Below are 19,008 nucleotides of genomic sequence, written 5' to 3' on the forward strand. Positions count from 1 at the left end.
ACAAATGCCGCCCGCAATCGACAAGGACGGGTCACTTGCGACCTTCCACCGGTCAACTCTTCCCTCCTCCAATGTTGCCAGCCACCACAGGAAATCCGACCCCAGACCCGGTGTTTTTTCTATGTGTCGCGGTCTTGGGCCGACGCCTGTTACCTCGACCCGCTCTTACAGTGACGAACAGTCGGAACAATTTGCTTACAAACAGCATATATGCCCCAGGATTGTGCGCTGATTGCGCTAATTAGGAAGGAGAAATGGCATGCCCGTCAAGCAAGAGAGGACTGCTGCACTCAAATCTGAAGGCGCGAAGGTAGGTGAACGAGTCCCACGAGCCATCATCGATACGAACACGGCATCCGTCGGCATCGCGCCCCAACCTGAGTTCGACGCGGAGGCGGAAATCGGGGCGCTCCGGCAGCAATTGGAAACTTTGCGGCAGCAAGTTTCAGACGCCTCCGCCGCGATCACGAGCGGTGCCCGCCGCGTGGCTCGTCAGACAGAGGCCACCGTCAAAAACTATCCTGCATCCAGCCTTTTGGGCGTGGCAGCTATTGCCGCTGCGCTAGCGCTCGCCGTGGGACTTCAACCGTCTCGGCGCCAATCACGGTATGACCGCATGTTGGACGACATGCGAGACCTGTATGAACGGGTTCGCGACCGGCTTTGATCGAAGCCGCGGATACGGGTCCATGTCCCTCGCAGTCGCTTCGGTGGCCGTCGTACTTGGCGCCAACAAGTATCTGTGACCGCCTCCAAGGCGGTGATGACGCCGCTATCAGCCGGGCGGTCAGCTTGGGCTATCCTGCATGGATCTCATGGTCGTCAGCCGGAGGAATATCGCGCGGCGGCGCGAGGGTACGGCTGTGAGTTCGGTGGAATCCTCGCTTCGCAGCGATGGTCGACATGATGGCGTTCTCTCTGCCGGCATCTGGTTGCGAATGAGCTGTTGCGCGTGGTGTGCAAAGGAGACCGCTGGACAGTATTGAAGGCGGCGAATGGGGATTGATTTTACGATGCGAAGGGCGCAGCAACTTGTCGGCCTATGCTCGGGTACTTGGCTTACTAGGACGCGGACTCATTAGCTGACGCGATCCAGATCCTGGTCGCGGCAAGTTTGAGCCCGGCAAGGTAATTATCTGCACGTTTGTCGTATCGCGTTGCCAGATCGCGCATTTGATTGATGCGATTGAAAAAACGCTCCACGAGATTGCGCTGGCGATAGACCCAGCGGCTGAAACTGAAGGTTTGGTTGCGGTTGACCTTGGCGGGGATATTTGCCCAGCACTTACGTTGCTTGGCAAAGTTACGGATCGCGTCGGTGTCGTAGGCTTTGTGGGCAAGCAGCGTCGAACCAGGCTGGCTGATTGTCGCTCAGCAGCTTTTCGGACATGGGAGCATCGGCGGCCTGGCCCGCGCTCAATTTCAGTCGAACAGGCAAACCATCAGCATCGACGAGCGCGTGGATTTTTGTCGTCAGGTCGCCACGCTAACGTTCCATGCAAGGATCGGCAGATCCCCTTTTTGCGTTGGCACCATGCTGGAACGCGGACACAGGAAGAATCGATTATAACGATCTCGCCGGCATAATGCCTTGAAGCAGCGCCGAGTAGGCGATCCCAGACGCCCGCCGCCAGCGCGAGAAGCGATTGTAGAGCGTCGTGCCCGGGACCATAGCGATCCGAAAGCGCCAGAGGATACCATTGTAATTGCCGAACCCGGCTCTGTCTACGTGCTTTCCGGGCCTGCGCGCAGCAGTTGGGAATATTCCATCCCGCCAGTCGATCAGCTCCGCTATTCCATAACCTTCCGCCAAATCGGCTGACGACGTCGGAAGAGGCGCCCTAGACGAGAATGGCGCACCGGGTTTCCCGGCGCTGCAGGCAGTATTGTGGGAGGGCAAGACGGGCGATTTCGTCACTTCGCATTATCGTCATGCGGTCCTCCCGATCTTCCTGAAGCAGGGCTGCGGCGTCTTTTTCAACATGATCTCGCTCGGCGGCTTTGCGACGGCCCCTTCGCCACCGCCTGCAGCGCCAGCAAGTTCGGGCTTCGTGGATTCTCCGAAGCATCCAGGCGGAGCTTGCCGACAAGCCTCGCATCCACACCTGCGACGTTTATCCTGCCTTCGTCGATACGCCCCGGCTGAGGCACGGCGCAAACTATATCGGCCAGAAAGTGACCGCCGCCGCCGGTTCTCGCTGCACGTCGTGTTGCGGAAGCCATCGTCAGCGTTGCAGGATCTCCGCGTCCGACCACCACGGTCGGATCCGTGACTACGGCTACCAGATCGGCCTACCTGGTAGCGTCGAATGTGGCCGCGCGCGTACTCGGCCGCTTCATGGCAGTGTATTTCAATCCAGCGCCCCGTATCGCTGGAAGCGACGGCAATCTCTGCGAACCGTCAGCCGACGCCGCCCACGTCGACGGCGGGTTGCGGTCACCATACCGGTCCTCCATGCCGCTTCTTCTTGGTGTCGCTGCGGTTGCTGTGATCGCCCTTGCCGCCGCGGTTGGCTCAAGGCACTCGCGACCAGGCTTAAAAGAAAGGAGCTGATAAAGGTTCCGGTGGCCATAGAGGAGATGCAGGTGGTTGAAGACCAAATTCGGCCACGGACCATTCCGACGTACGCCTTGGGCGAGGATCTTTCGGCATTGCATCGCTCAAAGTGTGAGCGACGCGTGGTTATGATGACAAATTGGGAGCTCCTATCGTTTTCAGGGGACCACGACAGATCCTGCCCTGAAGACGAAGCGGGGCAGTCAACAGGAAAGGGGAGAAGCTGGCTCACGTCCTTCTCTGACGCTCGAACAAAATGTGTTGGATTTGCCTAATCATTCAAAAGAGCGGGCGGCGACTACAGGTTTAGGACGGATTTGAACGGGATCGTCTCAACCAGCCGCCCGGCATCGTCGACGATTTCGAATACCTGGCCATCAATAAGCTCGCCGGCCAGCAGCTTCTCAGCCAGCATCTCCCGCGCTGCCTTGATGGCTTCTAGTCGGGCTGCGGCAAGGCCGCTCATCTCGACCCCGGTATCTTCTATGAACTGGTCGCCGTCTCTTCGGTGGAAAAAGTATCTGGTCACGTCCGAACTATCTCAAGTGTCTAAGTAGCAAAGGAACCTTTTCCGAAGCTTCTTGTTCCGCTGCCAATAACACTCCCCAGGAGCAGAAGGTCAAGGAAACGCCGCGCTGCATTCAAGTCTTGCGGGAGTGCACCTGGCGTGACTGGCACCGCCCCTCTGCGAAAATGGAAACCTCGGCCAGAACGGCGGAACCCTTTGTCGGGAATAGCAGCGTGACAGTTTCCAGCACGTCACCCGCGTTACGGGTCGTGATCCCTATCGTCGATTGCATCGGGCGACGCCGAACGACTATCAGAAATTTTTGGCGCGCCTCCATCACTTGCAAGTACAGTCGCGACGCAGCAGCGGAATATCACGCCGACCACCGTGAACGTGGGTTCGCACAGCAAGGATCCCAACGACTCAGCGCTTCCGGCGCGAGCGGGCGGAACAATTTATAGATACTGCTTTGCCCGCTAAGGGCAGCCGCGTCCGGTATCGTACGGGAACAGCTGTCACGTGGCTTGGTTCGGCTTACAGAGGAGATTCATGAAGTACCAAGAAGCAGTTCGATCACTGACCGACGCGGTAGCTCGACGGAGAGCGATTTTATTTGTTGGCGCCGGTGTCTCCATGAGTGTTGGCCTTCCGTCATGGGAAAACCTGATTGAACACATGCAGTCGGACCTCGGGATGGCACGCTCGGTCCCTGAATCCCATCGAAGCTCGTATCAGCAAATCGCTGAGTTTTATCGTCTCAAGCATGGCTGGATTTGTCCGCTCGTCGAGTGGATGAACCGAGAGTGGCGCATCGATGCTGATCGTCTGCGAAATTCGGATCTGCATCGCTTGATTGTCAACGTCAACTTCCCCCTGGTATATACCACCAACTACGACGCTAATCTTGAAACGGCCTATGAGGCGTTCGGCGAACCATACGTCAGGATAACGGGTCCCGCGGATCTGGCGGCCGCTACGCCGGGCGTCACGCAGATCGTCAAATTCCACGGCGACTTTTCCAACCCTGACACTCTCGTGATCACCGAATCCGACTACTTCGACCGCTTGTCATTTGACGCCCCGATGGACATAAAGTTCAGGGGTGACGCGTTTGCGTCGACGCTTCTTTTTATCGGCTACAGCATGACGGATCTGAACATCCGCTTCCTGCTCCACCGCCTATGGAAAACGTGGAGGGTCTCCGGCGAGGAGCGGGCGCGGCCCCCGCTATACATCGTTATGCACGAGGCAAACGATGTACAGAAGCACGTTCTCGATCGGTGGGGCGTTACGGTGATCGAAGGCAAAGGTCGCAACGCAGAAGAGTCGCTTTTGCTGTTCCTACAGGAGTTGAAACTTGCATTCGCGGGCCAGAGGGCGCCCTGTCGATCAGCGGAAGCTTTGCCTTTCAGTCGAGCTTCGGGCCAAACGAAACCGGTCGATACACTAGATGAATGATCGACAAGTCGGGATAACCTCCATTCAAAAATCGCTGCGTGATGTCTGCGGCGCGGCCGATCATCTGCTCGATGGACTTTGCAGCCTACCAAGACCCCGGTAGAAACAGATAGACTATAATCCGGTACCCCGTTCCGCACCGGCGAAGATGCGACTGGCAACGCAGGGCCAGCCACAAGGTGATCAACTGTCAGCCCTTGGCCGTAGTTTGCAAAGATCCCGTCCTGTCCGCTCTCGAGACCGTGGGCTGTGATCAAAAGCGGTATTCGCCCGCTGTTGAGAAGATAGAAATCGGAGTTCGAGCAGGTTTTGCGTTTGCGGAGAAGTGTCGAACAGGCTTCCGGCACTTGGCAATTCATCAGTGGGAGGATGAATAGCGCCGGCCGGCCGCTCACGAGCCCTCGTATGACGAATTGGTTTTGGGCGAGAAGACCTCGCCCACATTTCGTCACCAACATGCCACCAGGATTCGTGTAGACCTCGATACGATTTCGTGCAGGTTGTCCGGCGACAAGCGCTCCCGTAACCCCATCGATCGATGCTCCGGCTATCTGGTTGGACGTGATGTTGTGCTCATCGAAGCGTTTCGTGGTCGTCGCGGGCCATACCGCAGATGGTCAAGATACAAGATCCGATTGGAGATTTCCTGTTCCACAGCGTCCGGTCATGGTCAGCGGTCGACCTCACCAAATACGATGTCCAGTGACCCGAGAATGGCTGAGATGTCCGCCAACTGGTGACCCCGACAGAGAAAATCCATTGCTTGAAGGTGCGTAAATCCCGGAGCGCGAATCTTGCATCGGTACGGGGCATTTGTGCCGTCTGCGACAAGATAGACGCCAAACTCTCCCTTTGGCGCTTCAACAGCAGCGTAGATCTCGGATGCTGGAATCCGAAAACCCTCAGTATAAAGTTTGAAATGGTGGATCAAGGCCTCCATGGATCGCTTCATTTCGCCGCGCTTTGGCGGGACTACCTTGCCGTTGAGGGAGGTATAGGGACCTGTTGCTTCGCTGGAAAGCAACCTGTCAATGCACTGACGCATTATCTTCACAGACTCTCTCATTTCCTGCATTCGGATAAGATATCTGTCGTAACAGTCACCATTTTTTCCGATCGGAACGTCAAAATCCAGTTCGGAATAGCACTCATATGGCTGGGCACGTCGAAGGTCCCATGCGGCACCCGAGCCTCGCAACATCACGCCAGTGAAGCCCCAAGCCCACGCGTCCTCGAGGCCGATCGAGCCGATGTCCACATTTCGTTGCTTAAAGATCCGGTTGTTGGTCAAGATGGAATCGATATCAGCGAGGGCGCCCGGAAAGGTCTCGCACCACTTGCTGATATCAAAAAGGAGGTCTTCGGGAAGATCCTGATGCACGCCGCCTGGTCGAAAATACGCCGCATGCATGCGCGATCCTGAAGCCCGCTCGTAAAAAACCATGAGCTTCTCGCGTTCCTCAAATCCCCATAGCGGCGGTGTCAGTGCCCCAACGTCCATCGCCTGCGTGGTGATGTTCAAGAGATGGGACAATATTCGACTAAGCTCGGCGTAGAGGACTCGTATCAGTTTTCCTCGAACCGGCACGTCCAGTCCCAGTAATTTCTCAATCGCAAGGCAATAAGCATGCTCTTGCGACATCGGAGCGACGTAATCGAGTCTATCGAAATAGGGGAGAGCCTGCAGGTACGTCTTCTTCTCAATCAATTTTTCCGTTCCCCGGTGAAGAAGGCCGATGTGAGGGTCGACCCGCTCCACAAGCTCGCCATCGAGCTCGAGAATGAGGCGAAGAACTCCGTGGGCAGCAGGATGCTGTGGTCCGAAATTGATCGTGAAGGTTCGTACGCTGTGTTCGTTCATAGCTGCCTCGCGTAAAGAGTTACCTCGTCTCGCTATCAATCGTGGGAGTCGCCTTCTCGTCGCCAGGCAGTTCTGACGGCGTGCTGTCCCAGGGCGATAGAAAATCGAAGTCGCGGTACTCTTGCTTCAACTCGACCGGCTCGTAGACGACCCTTTTGACAGCGTCGTCATACCGCAGCTCGACAAATCCAGTGAGCGGAAAGTCCTTCCGAAGGGGGTGACCTTCAAAACCGTAGTCAGTCAAGATACGGCGCAAGTCCGGGTGCCCCTCAAAGACGATGCCATACATATCCCAGGCTTCACGCTCGTACCAATTGGCACAAGGAAAGAGGTTACAGACCGATGGGACAGAAGTAACCTCGTCGGCCCTAATTTTCACCCTGACGCGAACGTTCCTTTTTGGTGCGAGGAGGTGGTACACGACATCGAAGCGCTCTACTCGACCAGGCCAATCGACCCCACAAATATCGAGCAGTATTATGAAACCAAACGCTTCATCGTCTCTAAGCAGACCAAGGACGTCGAGCAAATGCTCTTTTTCTACCATAAGCGTGAGTTCCTCACGCTCCTGTGCCGACGAGGCCCCTCCAGCGGCTTTTTGAAGAATTTCATCAGAAAGGGCGGTAAGCGTTGCGTTCATAATGATGGTCCTCTCGAAGAGGTTCTCTAACAGGCCGAGGGGCCATCAGTTCCAATTCCATGAATATATTAGCCGTGAGATTTCCGCGGGAACTTGTGCAGACGCCGGCGGTTGGGTGGCTCTTTCAGGCGGAGGCGGACATGGCTCAAGTTGCTTTTGATCAACGACTTGCAACACAAATCGATCCCACCATGGGCAGGATCGATGCTGAACTTGCCGACAAGGGTTTCCTCGTGGCAAGTGCCGACGAGCTTATCACCTGGGCGCGCACCGGTTCGCTAATGTGGTTGACTTTCGGTCTTGCTTGCTGCGCGATCGAGATGATGCAGATGTCCATGCCGCGCTACGACGTCGAAAGATTCGGCGTGGCACCGAGGGCAAGCCCACGGCAAGCGGATTTGATCATCATTGCCGGCACATTGTGCAATAAAATGGCTCCCGCGCTACGCAAGATCTATGATCAGATGCCTGAACCCAGATACGTCATATCAATGGGATCGTGCGCGAACGGTGGTGGTTACTATCACTATTCGTATTCGGTCGTGAGGGGCTGCGACAGAGTAATACCTGTCGACATCTACGTCCCCGGGTGCCCTCCTACAGCCGAGGCCCTGTTGTATGGGATACTCCTCCTGCAGCGAAAGATAAGACGCAATGGCTGCATTGAACGATGAAATAACCTTGCGCGGGACGGTTTGAGGACAGATGCGATGTTCAGCGAGCTCCTCAGCAAGAGAATTCTTGTTGTGGAAGACGATTACATGCAATCGGCTGAGTTGAGTCTGATCCTTGAACTCCAGGGGAGCGACGTCGTTGGGCCATTTCCGTACCTGCAGGATGGCTTGAGGGCAGCCGAGAACGGGAACATCGACGCCGCTGTGCTTGATGTGCGATTGGGCGACGAAAATGTCTACCAGTTGGCCGATAACCTTGACATGAGAAAGATCCCCTTCATCTTCGTCACCGGGTTCTCTCGAGAGAAAGTCCCGGATCGGTTTATAGGGGTGCGCTGTCTTCAGAAACCTTTCGACAATAATTCGATGGTGATGATACTAGCAATCGCTATAGCCGAACATCGCAGCCTTCACTAGCTGACAGTCGACAGAGGGAGCGCGCCGCGCCCGTCGCCCGATCCGACAGCAACTAGCTGTTTCTTGGTGTGGTCATGATCGCAAGAATGCGGCTTAAGGCAACCAACGCGCCTCGATCATTGGGGTAAGCATCGACCATACGCGCCACGCGGCAGAACGTCCTCACAGCATCAGCCACGGCGATCGGGAACAATCGTTATCCACTGTTGTTCCAAAAAGCCCGTTGCGGCAGGTAAGGCCGTGGCAACCTAGAACGAGGACCGCCGATGCCGAGGGAACCGACGATCTCAAAGATGATAGGAACTAAGCTCGAGGCTTTTGTACGACGCTACCGTGCCCTTTTGCCGGTTGCCATGAAAGATTATCGATGCAGACGGCAGGAAGCTAAATACAAGCTAGACAGGCGCATGGGCGAGAACATCTGGTGCCGCCCAGGCTCGCCTCTGAACCGGCGCGAGTATGGTCCAGGCCAGCATGGCCAGCGGCGAAGAGGAAAGCTCTCTGATTTCGGCATTCAACTGCGCGCAAAGGCAGAAGCTGAAGGGCTATTACGCCAACAGTCTAATCCCACAGAAAATCCGGACCTGTCATCTGGTAGGTGAGCTTCAAGGTTCCGTCTGCTCGGACGACGTACCGTTCAAACACGCGATATCCGAACTGACCGAGGAAGGTATTTTTGACGACCGTTCCCGGCTTGTAGCGTGAATGAACGACCTTGCCTCCGTAGGTGAGGCTGCCCGGAAGTGGTCTTATTTCGCCCGACGAGATTGATGTATCTTGCGTCGCGCAGCCTGCAAGACCAATGAGGAGGACTGCCGTCACGGCGAATATCCGTATGCTGCTCAAGGTGGGTTACTCCGTCTGCTAGGACTTGCGAAAGAATGATCAACCCGCTCGCCTGTGGTGACTCGCAGCCACCTGAGGCGTATCGCGGCAACTCCCGAATGCCTCCGCCGCCGCAGGCTTGAAAGAAGTCTCAAGACGACGCGGATCTCACCCTCGACATCGCCGATGGCCTGCTGCAGGTCTCGTGCGAACTGGGGGCAGCCGCTCGTCTTGAACCGGACAGCTTGTTGCCAGGAACATTCATCTCTCCGCAACTGTGTGAACAAGGCTGGCAAACTGCAGGAAGCAGGCAAAGTTCCCGCCGAAGGCTATCTGCAGTTTTCCGTTTGATTTGTTCCGCTTGTGCCGGAAGTTGTCGAGCCGGAGCTACTGGATGAGCCGGTTGAACCCGCGCGATTGCTGGCGTCCGAGCAACCGTTAGTTCCCGACTGGCTGTCGGTGTTAGAAGAGCCGCTGCTGGACGTTCCAGCACCGCCGCTGTCTGGGGAAGTCGTGGTGCCGCTGCCTCCGCTGGACCCGGACCCGCCGCCGGAGGTGCCGGCCCCACCGGAACTGCCCGAGCCGGACGCTCCGCTGCCGGAAGAGCCTCCCGCGCCGCCGCTGCCACCCGATGACTGCGCAATCGCCGACGTGGCGAGGCCGAAGGACAGAAGCGATACCGTTACAAGTTTCAGAAACATAATGTTCTCCAAGCTCATTGTTACAATTGTGCGAACCTGAAGGTCGAGCCACAGTTCCCGATGAGTGCAAGGGTATCTCGCTCGGTACGGTTTAATACGATTAGCAATGGGAGACTTGATTCAGCTTGAGCTAACGGACGCGAAGTGGAATGGTTTTTTCTTATTCACGGTTTGGCGGGGTCAGCGATGATAAATGGCGTGGCAGACGGTCTTTTCGAGCCCGCCGACCTGCGGGTGGTGCAGGACGTGTTTGACGAGATTACGGCAGAACCCTGGTGCTCTCGCGGGGTAGCCTACCGGGAGGAGTTAGCGCGGTATGTGATGAGCATGTACCGACGCGGCCTGATCCTGCCAGGGCAGCTTAAGGAGCTCTGCCGCACAGCCGCCTGGAACAAATTTAGCGCGGGTAAATCAGACATCAAGGGATATCGATTTCTGATCGTGGAGGATGAGTATGTCACCGCCCGCGAGGCTTCCGAAATGCTGACAGAGCTCGGCGCGGATATTGTTGGACCGGTGTCGAGGGTGGCCGACGCGGTCGACCTCATCGAACACGGGCCTGAACTCGACGGTGCCCTTCTTGACATCAACCTTGACGGAGAAATGGTGTACCCTGCGGCGGCAATGCTAAAGATGAAGCGGGTGCCGTTCGCGTTCGTCACCGCCTACGAGGACAGGGTGCTGCCAACGTCATATAGGTCGGTGAAGGTTTTCACGAAGCCCGCCAGCTGGGGGGCGATCGCGTCTTACTTGGCGCGTGAACGTGACATCGCAAGGCCCCATTTCCGCGATACGCGGATCCGGGCTTCCGGACGGTGCTCTAGGTAAAACTTGTTCCCGATGTCGGCGGCGGAGCGGCGGCTTTGCGTTGTCGCCCTTCAAAGGGACCATCCGTCATCTCTGAGATCCGGTCAAGCGAACAGAAAGATACCGAACACCGCCAAAGCGGAGGTAATGCCGAGGCCAGTCAAACCGGCTGTCATGTATCCTGAAGCTGTACCCGTCTGCCCATGCCTGATCTCTGCGCTGGTGCCAATAACAGCAACCAAACCCGCAGCAAGCCAGCACGCAAGTGTGAACGCTCCAAGTAGCATCGCACAAAGTGGTGATCGTCAATCAAGTCAGCTTGTTAGAGCACCGGCACTCTGTGAGCGCCTGAATCATGCACGATCTGCGCGAAACGAAAGACCGCATCGTCAAACTGATCATTGAACCCGTGTATGAAGACGAGAACGCTACCGTCCGAGGTTTGGACGGCGATTGGTTCTATTTGGGGGATTTGACGACCGGCGACGCGTAATTGGCCAAAGTTCCTACGCGATCCTGACGACCACGGCGAATGACGATGCGCGCCTTTCGGCGATCGGCAGATGGCGTGCTGCGCGAGAACAGTGGATAGCATGGCTCGATCTGACCTGCCCGGAGGGCGAATTCCTCCAGTCATTGCCATTGCCGGTGGGAAGTTTCAAAGTCTCATCCGACTCGGACGGCCGCTGCAAGCCTTCTGAGGGTCGATCATTCACGACTGCTCTGCCATTGGGCAGGAACAACGCCAGTTAAGTATGGTTGGGCCTCTATTAAGGCCAATAGATCGGATTGCAAGATGACCGGCCCCATCCATCAAACTCCTGAACAGCAAAACACCGACACTGTACCGGAAGATACGCCCTTTGCCGCCGAAAACACCTGTCGCCGATGCAAGGGAACGGGCAAGGTCGACGGGAATAGATGCCCCGATTGCCAGGGAAGCGGCAAGGTCATCACGCCAGTCGGAGGCGCAGGTTGAACGAAGTCGGCATTACGAGCTCTCAGCCGCCGCCACTATTTCGTTCCCAGAACGAAGCACTGAGCTTCTTCGATGAGCTGCAGCCTGTGGTGCCCGCCGAAATGATTGGTCTCTGGCAAGGCCATGGCATCGCAACCGGACATCCCCTCGACGGAGTCCTCGAAAACCTCGGCTGGTACGGCAAGCGCGTCCATCCCGACCTTCGCGCCGATGCACTGCTCTTTCGGGCGGGGCCGGGGCGGCTCGCAGCCGTCGACCCGGCGCTGATCCCGCTCGAGCTGGCGTTGTGGCTGAGCCGCTTCGGCCGTACCCGGATTGCGCGGAACTGGTTCACCTATCTGCAGAGGGCCGTGCGGGCGCGAGCGCCTGTCTCCAGGCTCAAACCATTACCGTTTCGAGGCAAGACTAGTACGGCGATGATATATGATCGCCAGCCGATCATTGATCACTTCCGCCGGATCGACGACGAGATGGTCATTGGCGCCATGGTCGTTGAGGGCGACGGGCGTTTCTTTTTCTTTCTTCTCCGACGGGCCTCACCCGCGCCGGCGCGGGCATGATCGCGGGCAAACCGCCTCTTGAAGCGTCTGGTTACTCCTATAATGCCATTCTGAGGAGAAGACCGGTGGCGCATTGCAAGGAGGGAGAAAATGCCGCTCAATGATGTTACATGGACGCGTCGGGTGAGGAACCGGCTGCAGTGTCGCCTGTAGCGCACCTTCACAGGCGTCTATGATGCCTTCGATTTCCTGGAAAACGAATGGCCTCTGCGGCACGGTGAACGTCACGAGCGCGCGATAAAAGCCTGCCGCAGTGCGCTAAATGGCATCGCACCGGCCGTCATTGCGCCTTGGAAGACTCCGCCGCAGCCGCTCCGAGCCGCGAGCGGCCCCCATATAGGCGCTTCCATGGGATCGCCTTTTCCGAAGGCGTGCCTTCGGCAGCATCGCCCGAAACAGCAGCTGCCTCATCGTCGGCGATAATGTCGCGCGGCTGCTGACATACACCATGGGGCTTGGCGCCGCAGCAAATTGAGAACTTTCGGCAAAGGCAGATTTTTCGCGTCGTGCTCTTTGTTCCGCGGATTTGCGAGCAAGGAGGTCGATGTACCGCTGATCATCTCCTCGATTTGATCTCGCCTTCAACCCACTGCTCCACGAGGCCATTTACTCCACCATCGATCGGCATTCCGCGTCTTCGGGCGCGGGCGATAGCGCACTCCGCGATTGACATTCTTAATTGCACGCGCGTTCCTCGACTCACGTACGTTTCACTTGAACCGACGGCCTCTTGCCTCGTGGTGCTCGCCGGCATTCGAGGCTGTCCGGGTTAGAAGAAAAGGGCGCTCCCCTCGTGGTTTCAGGTTTCCGTTGGAGGTGGGTCGTCTTGTAATGGCGCCACCTGCTTCTTATCTCTCGAGCACCAGGGACGTTGCGAACGTCGACGATCTCGCGCGTGACCGCGCGAAGAAAAAATGCAGTGCGAGGGCCTGCTCCGCGAGACGAGAGTCCGCCAAGCTTATGACAAACCGTCCGAACGCCGGGTTCGCGAAAGGGCGCAGGCGATTGCTCGCCGGCGCAAGGCGCCCCGCAAGAAGATGCAGCGGGAAGGACTTCTGCCTGCCGCTAGCCGCAGGGCATCAGCTCGGTAGCTGCCGGCATAGTAGGGAAGGACACATGACGGACGAACTGCACAGCATTACGGTTTCCGACGAGCGGCTTGAAGATTGCCGAGATGTCGTTGAGCCAGACCTGCAGGACCTGATCCGCACGACGATTGGCTCGGGCTTTTCGGCCGAGGAGGTGCTGATCGCAATCACCGAACTCCTGGCAGAGGATTTTGCCGCGGTCCTCAAAGTTCCGAGCGTTCGTTGAGGCGAAGAACCCATGGCTTTTTCAGCGCAAGCAGATCTGTTCGGGATGCTGAACCGGCTCTACCGCCGGTTTCCGCTACAAACCCGATATAGTTCCCGAAGACGTTCAGTCGGGCCTCCTACATGAAATTTCGCAACTGCCGTTGAAACGGTTCGACTTCCATGGTTTCGAAGGCAAGCGGAGGGTCGTCTCCTACGGCTGGAAATACGACTTTGACACCGAGCAGGTTCGGCGCACCCAAGACATACCGCCATTTCTCCTGCCGATACGAGCCATAGCTGCAGCCTTTGCCGGTATAGCACCGGATCAACTGCAGCAGGCTCTCGTCGCCGCACCCGGCGCGCCGATCGGCTGGCATAAGGACAAGAAGGTTTTTGCCCGGGTTGTCGGCGTCTCGTTACTGTCGCCATGCACGTTCAGGCTAAGGCGCCGCGCGGGCGACAAATGGGAGCGCGCGTCGCATTGATCACCCGGCGGTCGTCTACTTGCTCGACTCCACGGCTCCTGGTCGGCAGCAACGGCGCGATAACCGCCCCATTCCTCCTCGGTCAGTTCGTGACGGCGCATGACAATCTCCTTTCGCGGAGATTGAATCACACAAGCCAGCGACATGAACCCCGTTATGGGGACACTGCCTAGTCGAAATCACCTATCCGTCCGGTCTGGAAAATGATGATCGGGTTGCCTTCCTCACCCACGGCAGGCTTTCCCTCTCTTTTCACGACAAGAGCACCCGCATGCGTCGTGGCGAGTGCTTTAGCTTCCTCGACGGCGCCGTGCTCGTCCTCGTCAACAACGGTCTCCCATACCTGGATCGCCTGCCCATTTTCGTCGAGATCGAAAGCAAAGATTGATATGGAAGTGAATGCTCCCGGCATTGAAGTCTCCGTGGGCTCGGACCGGTTCGTCTTTTCACTTGCGGTTTGAAAACTGCGGGGCTGGGACGCGCGAATTTGCGCCGGTTCTGCCGGTTTTCGGGTCGGCATCCGCCACGCTGTCGCCTGCCTCACGACTGCCGCCCATGTTGACCGGTGGCGCCCGCTGCTCGTCCACGTTGGTTTCGGGCATTTCGTCGTCCTGTGTATCCTCGTTCAAGGACTTCGGCGGGAGCTTGACAGAATCTGGGATTGATCTGGTCTTCATTGCAATTCTCCTTTGATCAGAAGAACTCGCAAACCAGAGCACGGTTCCGCGGTCATTTGTCCGCTTTTCAGTTGCTCTCACCTGCCGTGGAAGCCGGTTGGCCGGTCATCAGATTTATCCAAGTAAGTGACAGCCGCACGGTGTCCAGCGAAGGACGCCATGCCGACTGTCGAGGCCTTCGACGGCCCGCGGACCAGGACTACGGCTTTTGCACGCCGATCTAGTGCTCGCCGCCATTCGCACGGACAGCGGCTTTGTGAAGGGTGATTAGCGGGTCAAGAGGGGCTGCGTAGCGGTGCACCAGGTCCCAGCGTTCGACGGACCGGCGGTAAACCTGGGTACGCTGCCGGCTGCCTGAGCATTGGGATACAACTTGCTTCTCCGGTCACATAGCCCTCTCACGACACCTGATCTGCGAACTTTGACACAGAGGTCCAGGACCGAAGGCATCGGCGTAAATGGGAGAACCCTTTACCGTAGCGGCTGTCGCGAGCTTCTGCCTCAACCTCAGCGCTTTTGTCCATTGTCTAGAAGAGCGTATCATCGCGAGGCCGGGAACCATGTAGCGCTAATGATCGTTGAACGGCATCTTGGATGGCAGGTACCGATGACACGGAAGCAGATATTCACTTACGTTATGTTCGCCGTCGGATCCGGTGCAGCCGGATACCTTCTTTATCAGACCTTCAGCGAATATTCCGTCTGGGACATCATTGACTCCGTCGAGGCGATACCCGTTTCGAATCTCGCCATGGCCCTCGTTTTTGCCTTTGGTTCCTACGCCTGCCTTACGGGCTTCGACTGGACGGGCGTGGGCTACGTCAAACGCGACCTTTCATATTCAAAGATCGCTCTCGCCTCCTTCATTGCATTGTCCATAGGACAGAGCGTTGGTCTTTCGGGATTGAGCAGCGGTGCCCTCAGATATCGGTACTATGCCCACTGGGGTATGACCACTGAGGATGTGGCGAAGATCGTGCTCCTGTCGGGCGTCACCGTTGCCATTGGAATGGCAATGCTGTGCGGCATCGTGATGCTTCTTAATCCCCGTGACGCCGCTGGCGTGCTTGGTTTGAGAGAGGATGCCGTCAGGATGATCGGGATTTCCTGCCTAGGTTCAATCGTTGGATACCTTGCGCTTGCGGCTTTCCTGCGCGTGCCGCTAACGATCCGTGGCTGGACATTCCAGATGCCGAAATTGCGGATTGCTGTCGCGCAAGTCATCATCGGCACTATAAACTTTGCACTCGTTGCAGCGTGCTTGCGAGAGGTGATGGCTGCCAACGCTGATGTCAGTTACCTCAAGGCAGCGACCGCCTTCGTACTGGCAAACCTAGCCATAATGGTAACCCATGCGCCAGGCGGTCTGGGCGTGCTTGAGGCGACGGTGCGTCACGTGATGGGAGACCAGGCTTCGATCGGTTCACTCGTTGCGTTCAGGGTTGTCTATTTCTTCATCCCGTTCTTCATTGGACTGCCGTTATCGCTGATCGTCGAGGGGCTATTCCGTGCGCGGAAGTCAAGCGGTAACCCTTCATCGCCCGGTCCAGTCACTACAACTGCCTAGGCCGGACAGCCGAGGAAGGATTGGCTGGGACGCTTGCCCAGTGAAAGCGCCGCAAGGTGCGGAATGACCCATCATTGGCGAGAGCCGAAGTTGTCTTCGGGCTGCGACTGAGCTTTTGCGCTGGTGCCCCCTGTGGAAGGCTGTTTCTGTGAACCGATGCTTTTGGGATTTGTGAGCCGGCTGAGGCGAAGGACGACAGCCCTTTGCTGGCGGACAGGCGGCACGTACTCAACGGTTCCGAGCACGAACTGTCCGCAAGCGGACAGCATCCATTTGCGCCATGGCGCGTTACGTTTTCAAGGAGGACGCACCATGACTACGACCAATTCCGACCGGAGAAGAGTCAAAATGACGATTGCTGACAGGCTAGCTTTGTACGAACGGACGAACGAAGTAGCGCGTCAAACCATTGAGGAAGAGCGAAGAAAGCGGGAAGCTAAGACGGAGAGGCTCCGTTTGGCGAGACAACAAGCTGAGGAGCAGGAACGGCAACTTTAACAAAGACGACGAGCCTGGACTTGCCCATACCAGGGAGCCGACGGTTCGATCTTCGCTCCGTGCGGCGGCCAGAAGAAACTCGTCGTGACACCGGCAGGCCGGCCAAGCCGCATCTCGTTTTTCATTCCATCGGACGGAAAAAGCTCAAGCGTCCTCCATGGCCAACGCGAGGTGACCGGTCATGCTTTCGGTCCGGAGCGTCGGATTTCGATTGATTTTTTTGCAACCTTCCATCCGTCCCCTAAGTAGTGGCTAATGGAGATGTTGAATCTTGATAGTAGGACTTTGGGAACAGGAGACCAGCCGTGGCGTTCGGCTAGGCGATTAGGAGCTGACCGGCTGGAGAATACGCATTCTCGCTTTGGGCATGGAACTGATTTATTGAAGTTTCCTTGCGACTTCGCCCTACGATTAAGATAACAATCGCGAACGAATGACCCTTGCCGTTTCGACATTCCCTTGCACCACTCCGAAACGCTCTGGATCAGTGCCCATCACGATACACTGGAGGCACTCTCGACATGGCCGATGAACCCGATCTAAGTGGCAAGTCTGTTCTCGTCGTCGAGGATGATTACTTTATGGCGTCGGACTTCGCGTCCGCACTTCGAAGCGCAGGTGCTGAGGTGCTAGGGCCGTGTCCCTCAGAAGAGGCGACGCTTGCGATACTTGAAACAGCGGTTCCATCAGCGGCAATTCTGGATCTGAACCTTGGTGGCGGCGGTCCTCGATTCGAGATTGCCCTGCTTCTGCGGCAGAAAGGTATCCCTTTCATCTTTCTGACCGGGTATGATCCGGATGTCATCCCGGCGGACTTGCAGAACGTCGTTCGATTGCAGAAGCCGATCTCGCTTCGGCAGATCGTAAACGCGGTTAATGACCTGACCTAGGCACTGCTAGCTCACCCAGATCCTTCGGCTGGCGTGTCGATCGGCTGGAGGGGCAGACAGCAAACTTTATCTGCGTCAAAACATGCCCCAAAATTCACCGCGCAATGGACAGTTAGGGGTTCAGCGGGCCTCTTCGGCAGACCTTTCGTATTCCATCAGCCGCTGCCGGGGGATACACTCTCTTCGTCATTATCGGGAAGAGAGCCTGCGCCCGGGGTCTTGCTGCCGTCCTGCAGATGCTCCTGGGCGTGCGGACCGGCAGCCGGGATGTTATGCCCGTCAACTGGCTTCCTTCCCGTCTCTTCGATTGCTAGCTGCGCCTTCTTGTCTTTGTTCACCTTTGATACTCCTTGCTTGGCGAGGGGAAACCTCCGGGCCCTGTCAAAGTTCCGTAACCGTACCGCGCTGGTTGCTGAGAGTTTCGGATTGTGGCCCATCCAGCAATCGTTCTTCAGGCGCATCCCTGGCGAACCAAAACCTTCATGAAATGTTTCGATGCCCGTCTGTGGAACCACCAGGATCATTATCAGTCGCCCGCACCTGTCGAAGCTAAGGGATCACTCGATCCGTCAGCTATCGTACAGACGTAAGATGCACCTTGTGCGGCGTCCGTGCATTTTCGTACATTAGATATGTGGAATATGGAGGAGAACAAATGAGGAAGCAGACTGTCGTCTTCAATGGACAGGAGGTAGGTATCGCGGTGCCGCTTGATGATCGTATGAAATTCATTGCAGTCAAGTTTGACGTGATTGGCTTGGATAACGAAGTTTTTGATACCGTCAATGATATACGCTTGGCTATCGTCCGACATCTCGCGGCCGAGGAAAGCCTGCTATGAAGTGCCTGAGTGGCTGAGTAAGCCTTGCCCTTTCAGCCGGGATTGTTCCTGAGCAGGCGCCTCGCGTCTCCCGCCATTTCCGGTCGACACTAATCCCGCGTTGAGATCGAGAAGATCGCGATGGCGGCTGTGATCGAGAGTAGTCACAAGCGGCCGTCCTCCAACTGCGGCCGTCGGCTGTGCCTTTTAGAGAGGATATTGGGGTGGGAGTGAACATACAGTCCGTCTCGACGGTTCCAACAACAGACTAAAGTCCCAGTCTCGGAACTCCTTGCGAGGTCGCTCGTTTTCTCGCCGCGGCCAGGTAAGCCGCACGAGATAAAGGAGGTCTGAATATGTTCCATAAAGTTATCGTCGGCGCCGCAATGTCCGCTGCTCTGATGTCGGGCGTCGCTTTCGCCCAGTCGTCCACTGTGAATGGCGCAGCAGGTGGCGCCGTTACGGGCGCGATTGTCGGTGGTCCAGTCGGTGCTGCCGTTGGCGGTGTTGCAGGCGCGATCGTTGGTGCGGCGATCGATCCGCCGCCGCAGAAGGTTGTCACTTATGTTCGAGAAGCTCCGGCCCCGACAACGCGAGTCGTCGTCAGGGAGAGGATCGTCGTCGGCCATCCGCTACCGGAAACGGTGGTGGTGACGCCGGTTCCAGACAATCCCCAGTACTCCTATGCGATCGTGAACAACGAGCGCGTCATCGTCGAGCCATCCTCCCGGAAGGTGATCCAGGTCATCAATTGATGGTCCTACGGGCGCGGCGCGAGCCGCGTCCGTA

Annotated in this window: 20 protein-coding genes and 7 pseudogenes; 16 read left to right on the top strand and 11 right to left on the bottom strand. The window is 57.1% G+C overall.

Features of this window, described 5'->3' with window-relative positions:
• The first annotated feature begins 259 nt into the window (after positions 1 to 259).
• Positions 260 to 667 (top strand): hypothetical protein, encoded by a 408-nt coding sequence (locus tag JNB88_RS28935; protein WP_220358460.1) that lies wholly within the window; start codon positions 260 to 262, stop codon positions 665 to 667.
• 395 nt (positions 668 to 1,062) lie between these two features.
• Here JNB88_RS28935 and JNB88_RS33910 read toward each other — a convergent pair.
• Positions 1,063 to 1,702, bottom strand: a pseudogene (locus JNB88_RS33910) (IS5 family transposase); the annotation flags it as partial.
• Between JNB88_RS33910 and JNB88_RS33915 the strand changes: the two are divergent.
• Positions 1,691 to 1,822, top strand: a pseudogene (locus JNB88_RS33915) (alpha-ketoglutarate-dependent dioxygenase AlkB); the annotation flags it as partial. The pseudogenes JNB88_RS33910 and JNB88_RS33915 overlap by 12 nt on opposite strands.
• Positions 1,823 to 2,855: 1,033 nt before the next feature.
• Here the strand turns inward: JNB88_RS33915 and JNB88_RS28945 are convergent.
• Together JNB88_RS28945 and JNB88_RS28950 are read right to left on the bottom strand one after the other, a co-directional pair.
• Positions 2,856 to 3,086: a DUF6894 family protein gene (locus tag JNB88_RS28945; RefSeq protein ID WP_220358461.1), complete on the bottom strand. Its 231-nt coding sequence runs from the start codon at positions 3,084 to 3,086 to the stop codon at positions 2,856 to 2,858.
• A 112-nt stretch (positions 3,087 to 3,198) separates the two neighbouring features.
• A complete protein-coding gene (locus tag JNB88_RS28950) occupies positions 3,199 to 3,357 on the bottom strand; it encodes a hypothetical protein (RefSeq protein WP_220358462.1) in 159 nt (52 codons plus the stop codon).
• A 257-nt stretch (positions 3,358 to 3,614) separates the two neighbouring features.
• Between JNB88_RS28950 and JNB88_RS28955 the strand changes: the two genes are divergently transcribed.
• Positions 3,615 to 4,523: an SIR2 family protein gene (locus tag JNB88_RS28955; RefSeq protein WP_220358463.1), complete on the top strand. Its 909-nt coding sequence runs from the start codon at positions 3,615 to 3,617 to the stop codon at positions 4,521 to 4,523.
• Positions 4,524 to 5,193: 670 nt separating this feature from the next.
• Here the strand turns inward: JNB88_RS28955 and JNB88_RS28960 are convergent.
• Together JNB88_RS28960 and JNB88_RS28965 are read right to left on the bottom strand one after the other, a co-directional pair.
• On the bottom strand, positions 5,194 to 6,384 hold the full coding sequence (locus JNB88_RS28960; RefSeq protein WP_220358464.1) for an NADH-quinone oxidoreductase subunit D: 1,191 nt from the start codon (positions 6,382 to 6,384) through the stop codon (positions 5,194 to 5,196).
• A gap of 19 nt (positions 6,385 to 6,403) precedes the next feature.
• Positions 6,404 to 7,024: an NADH-quinone oxidoreductase subunit C gene (locus tag JNB88_RS28965; protein ID WP_220358465.1), complete on the bottom strand. Its 621-nt coding sequence runs from the start codon at positions 7,022 to 7,024 to the stop codon at positions 6,404 to 6,406.
• Positions 7,025 to 7,164: 140 nt separating this feature from the next.
• Between JNB88_RS28965 and JNB88_RS28970 the strand changes: the two genes are divergently transcribed.
• From JNB88_RS28970 to JNB88_RS28980, 3 genes and pseudogenes are all read left to right on the top strand, one after another.
• Positions 7,165 to 7,698, top strand: coding sequence for a NuoB/complex I 20 kDa subunit family protein (locus tag JNB88_RS28970; RefSeq protein WP_276572950.1), 534 nt, complete (start codon positions 7,165 to 7,167; stop codon positions 7,696 to 7,698).
• Positions 7,699 to 7,734: 36 nt separating this feature from the next.
• Positions 7,735 to 8,115 (top strand): response regulator, encoded by a 381-nt coding sequence (locus JNB88_RS28975; RefSeq protein ID WP_220358466.1) that lies wholly within the window; start codon positions 7,735 to 7,737, stop codon positions 8,113 to 8,115.
• A gap of 353 nt (positions 8,116 to 8,468) precedes the next feature.
• Positions 8,469 to 8,673 (top strand): annotated as a pseudogene (locus tag JNB88_RS28980) (30S ribosomal protein S4); the annotation flags it as partial.
• 3 nt (positions 8,674 to 8,676) lie between these two features.
• On the opposite strand, the gene JNB88_RS28985 reads toward JNB88_RS28980, so the two are convergent.
• A complete protein-coding gene (locus tag JNB88_RS28985) occupies positions 8,677 to 8,919 on the bottom strand; it encodes a hypothetical protein (RefSeq protein WP_220358532.1) in 243 nt (80 codons plus the stop codon).
• Between the two features lie 920 nt (positions 8,920 to 9,839).
• On the opposite strand from JNB88_RS28985, the gene JNB88_RS28990 reads away from it, so the two are divergent.
• Positions 9,840 to 10,469: a response regulator gene (locus tag JNB88_RS28990; RefSeq protein WP_220358467.1), complete on the top strand. Its 630-nt coding sequence runs from the start codon at positions 9,840 to 9,842 to the stop codon at positions 10,467 to 10,469.
• A gap of 304 nt (positions 10,470 to 10,773) precedes the next feature.
• On the opposite strand, the pseudogene JNB88_RS28995 reads toward JNB88_RS28990, so the two are convergent.
• Positions 10,774 to 10,893 (bottom strand): annotated as a pseudogene (locus tag JNB88_RS28995) (alpha/beta hydrolase); the annotation flags it as partial.
• 530 nt (positions 10,894 to 11,423) lie between these two features.
• Here JNB88_RS28995 and JNB88_RS29000 point away from each other — a divergent pair.
• From JNB88_RS29000 to JNB88_RS29020, 5 genes and pseudogenes are all read left to right on the top strand, one after another.
• Positions 11,424 to 11,987 carry a DUF4334 domain-containing protein gene (locus JNB88_RS29000; protein ID WP_262928097.1) on the top strand — a complete coding sequence of 188 codons (564 nt, stop codon included), beginning with the start codon at positions 11,424 to 11,426 and terminating at the stop codon, positions 11,985 to 11,987.
• Between the two features lie 90 nt (positions 11,988 to 12,077).
• A pseudogene (locus JNB88_RS34720) lies at positions 12,078 to 12,410 on the top strand (DUF982 domain-containing protein).
• A 491-nt stretch (positions 12,411 to 12,901) separates the two neighbouring features.
• Positions 12,902 to 13,078: a 30S ribosomal protein S21 gene (locus JNB88_RS29010; protein ID WP_220358469.1), complete on the top strand. Its 177-nt coding sequence runs from the start codon at positions 12,902 to 12,904 to the stop codon at positions 13,076 to 13,078.
• 25 nt (positions 13,079 to 13,103) lie between these two features.
• Positions 13,104 to 13,301 (top strand): hypothetical protein, encoded by a 198-nt coding sequence (locus JNB88_RS29015; protein ID WP_220358470.1) that lies wholly within the window; start codon positions 13,104 to 13,106, stop codon positions 13,299 to 13,301.
• Between the two features lie 12 nt (positions 13,302 to 13,313).
• Positions 13,314 to 13,761, top strand: a pseudogene (locus JNB88_RS29020) (alpha-ketoglutarate-dependent dioxygenase AlkB); the annotation flags it as partial.
• 1 nt (position 13,762) lies between these two features.
• On the opposite strand, the pseudogene JNB88_RS34725 reads toward JNB88_RS29020, so the two are convergent.
• The 3 genes and pseudogenes from JNB88_RS34725 to JNB88_RS29030 form a co-directional block, all read right to left on the bottom strand.
• Positions 13,763 to 13,868 (bottom strand): annotated as a pseudogene (locus JNB88_RS34725) (IS5-like element ISRhru5 family transposase); the annotation flags it as partial.
• Between the two features lie 68 nt (positions 13,869 to 13,936).
• Positions 13,937 to 14,179, bottom strand: a complete 243-nt coding sequence (locus tag JNB88_RS29025; RefSeq protein ID WP_220358471.1) for a hypothetical protein — start codon at positions 14,177 to 14,179, stop codon at positions 13,937 to 13,939.
• A gap of 34 nt (positions 14,180 to 14,213) precedes the next feature.
• On the bottom strand, positions 14,214 to 14,444 hold the full coding sequence (locus tag JNB88_RS29030) for a hypothetical protein (RefSeq protein ID WP_220358472.1): 231 nt from the start codon (positions 14,442 to 14,444) through the stop codon (positions 14,214 to 14,216).
• Positions 14,445 to 15,051: 607 nt separating this feature from the next.
• On the opposite strand from JNB88_RS29030, the gene JNB88_RS29035 reads away from it, so the two are divergent.
• Positions 15,052 to 16,011 (top strand): lysylphosphatidylglycerol synthase transmembrane domain-containing protein, encoded by a 960-nt coding sequence (locus JNB88_RS29035; protein ID WP_220358473.1) that lies wholly within the window; start codon positions 15,052 to 15,054, stop codon positions 16,009 to 16,011.
• A gap of 1,019 nt (positions 16,012 to 17,030) precedes the next feature.
• Positions 17,031 to 17,399: a response regulator gene (locus tag JNB88_RS29040; RefSeq protein WP_220358474.1), complete on the top strand. Its 369-nt coding sequence runs from the start codon at positions 17,031 to 17,033 to the stop codon at positions 17,397 to 17,399.
• 155 nt (positions 17,400 to 17,554) lie between these two features.
• On the opposite strand, the gene JNB88_RS29045 is transcribed toward JNB88_RS29040, so the two are convergent.
• On the bottom strand, positions 17,555 to 17,737 hold the full coding sequence (locus tag JNB88_RS29045) for a hypothetical protein (protein WP_220358475.1): 183 nt from the start codon (positions 17,735 to 17,737) through the stop codon (positions 17,555 to 17,557).
• Positions 17,738 to 18,054: 317 nt separating this feature from the next.
• Between JNB88_RS29045 and JNB88_RS29050 the strand changes: the two genes are divergently transcribed.
• Together JNB88_RS29050 and JNB88_RS29055 are read left to right on the top strand one after the other, a co-directional pair.
• On the top strand, positions 18,055 to 18,240 hold the full coding sequence (locus tag JNB88_RS29050; RefSeq protein ID WP_220358476.1) for a hypothetical protein: 186 nt from the start codon (positions 18,055 to 18,057) through the stop codon (positions 18,238 to 18,240).
• A 335-nt stretch (positions 18,241 to 18,575) separates the two neighbouring features.
• Complete coding sequence (locus JNB88_RS29055; RefSeq protein WP_220358477.1) at positions 18,576 to 18,974, top strand: DUF1236 domain-containing protein; 399 nt, start codon at positions 18,576 to 18,578, stop codon at positions 18,972 to 18,974.
• Positions 18,975 to 19,008: the final 34 nt, after the last annotated feature.

This window comes from Rhizobium cauense, from assembly GCF_019511525.1.
Lineage (GTDB): Bacteria > Pseudomonadota > Alphaproteobacteria > Rhizobiales > Rhizobiaceae > Rhizobium > Rhizobium cauense.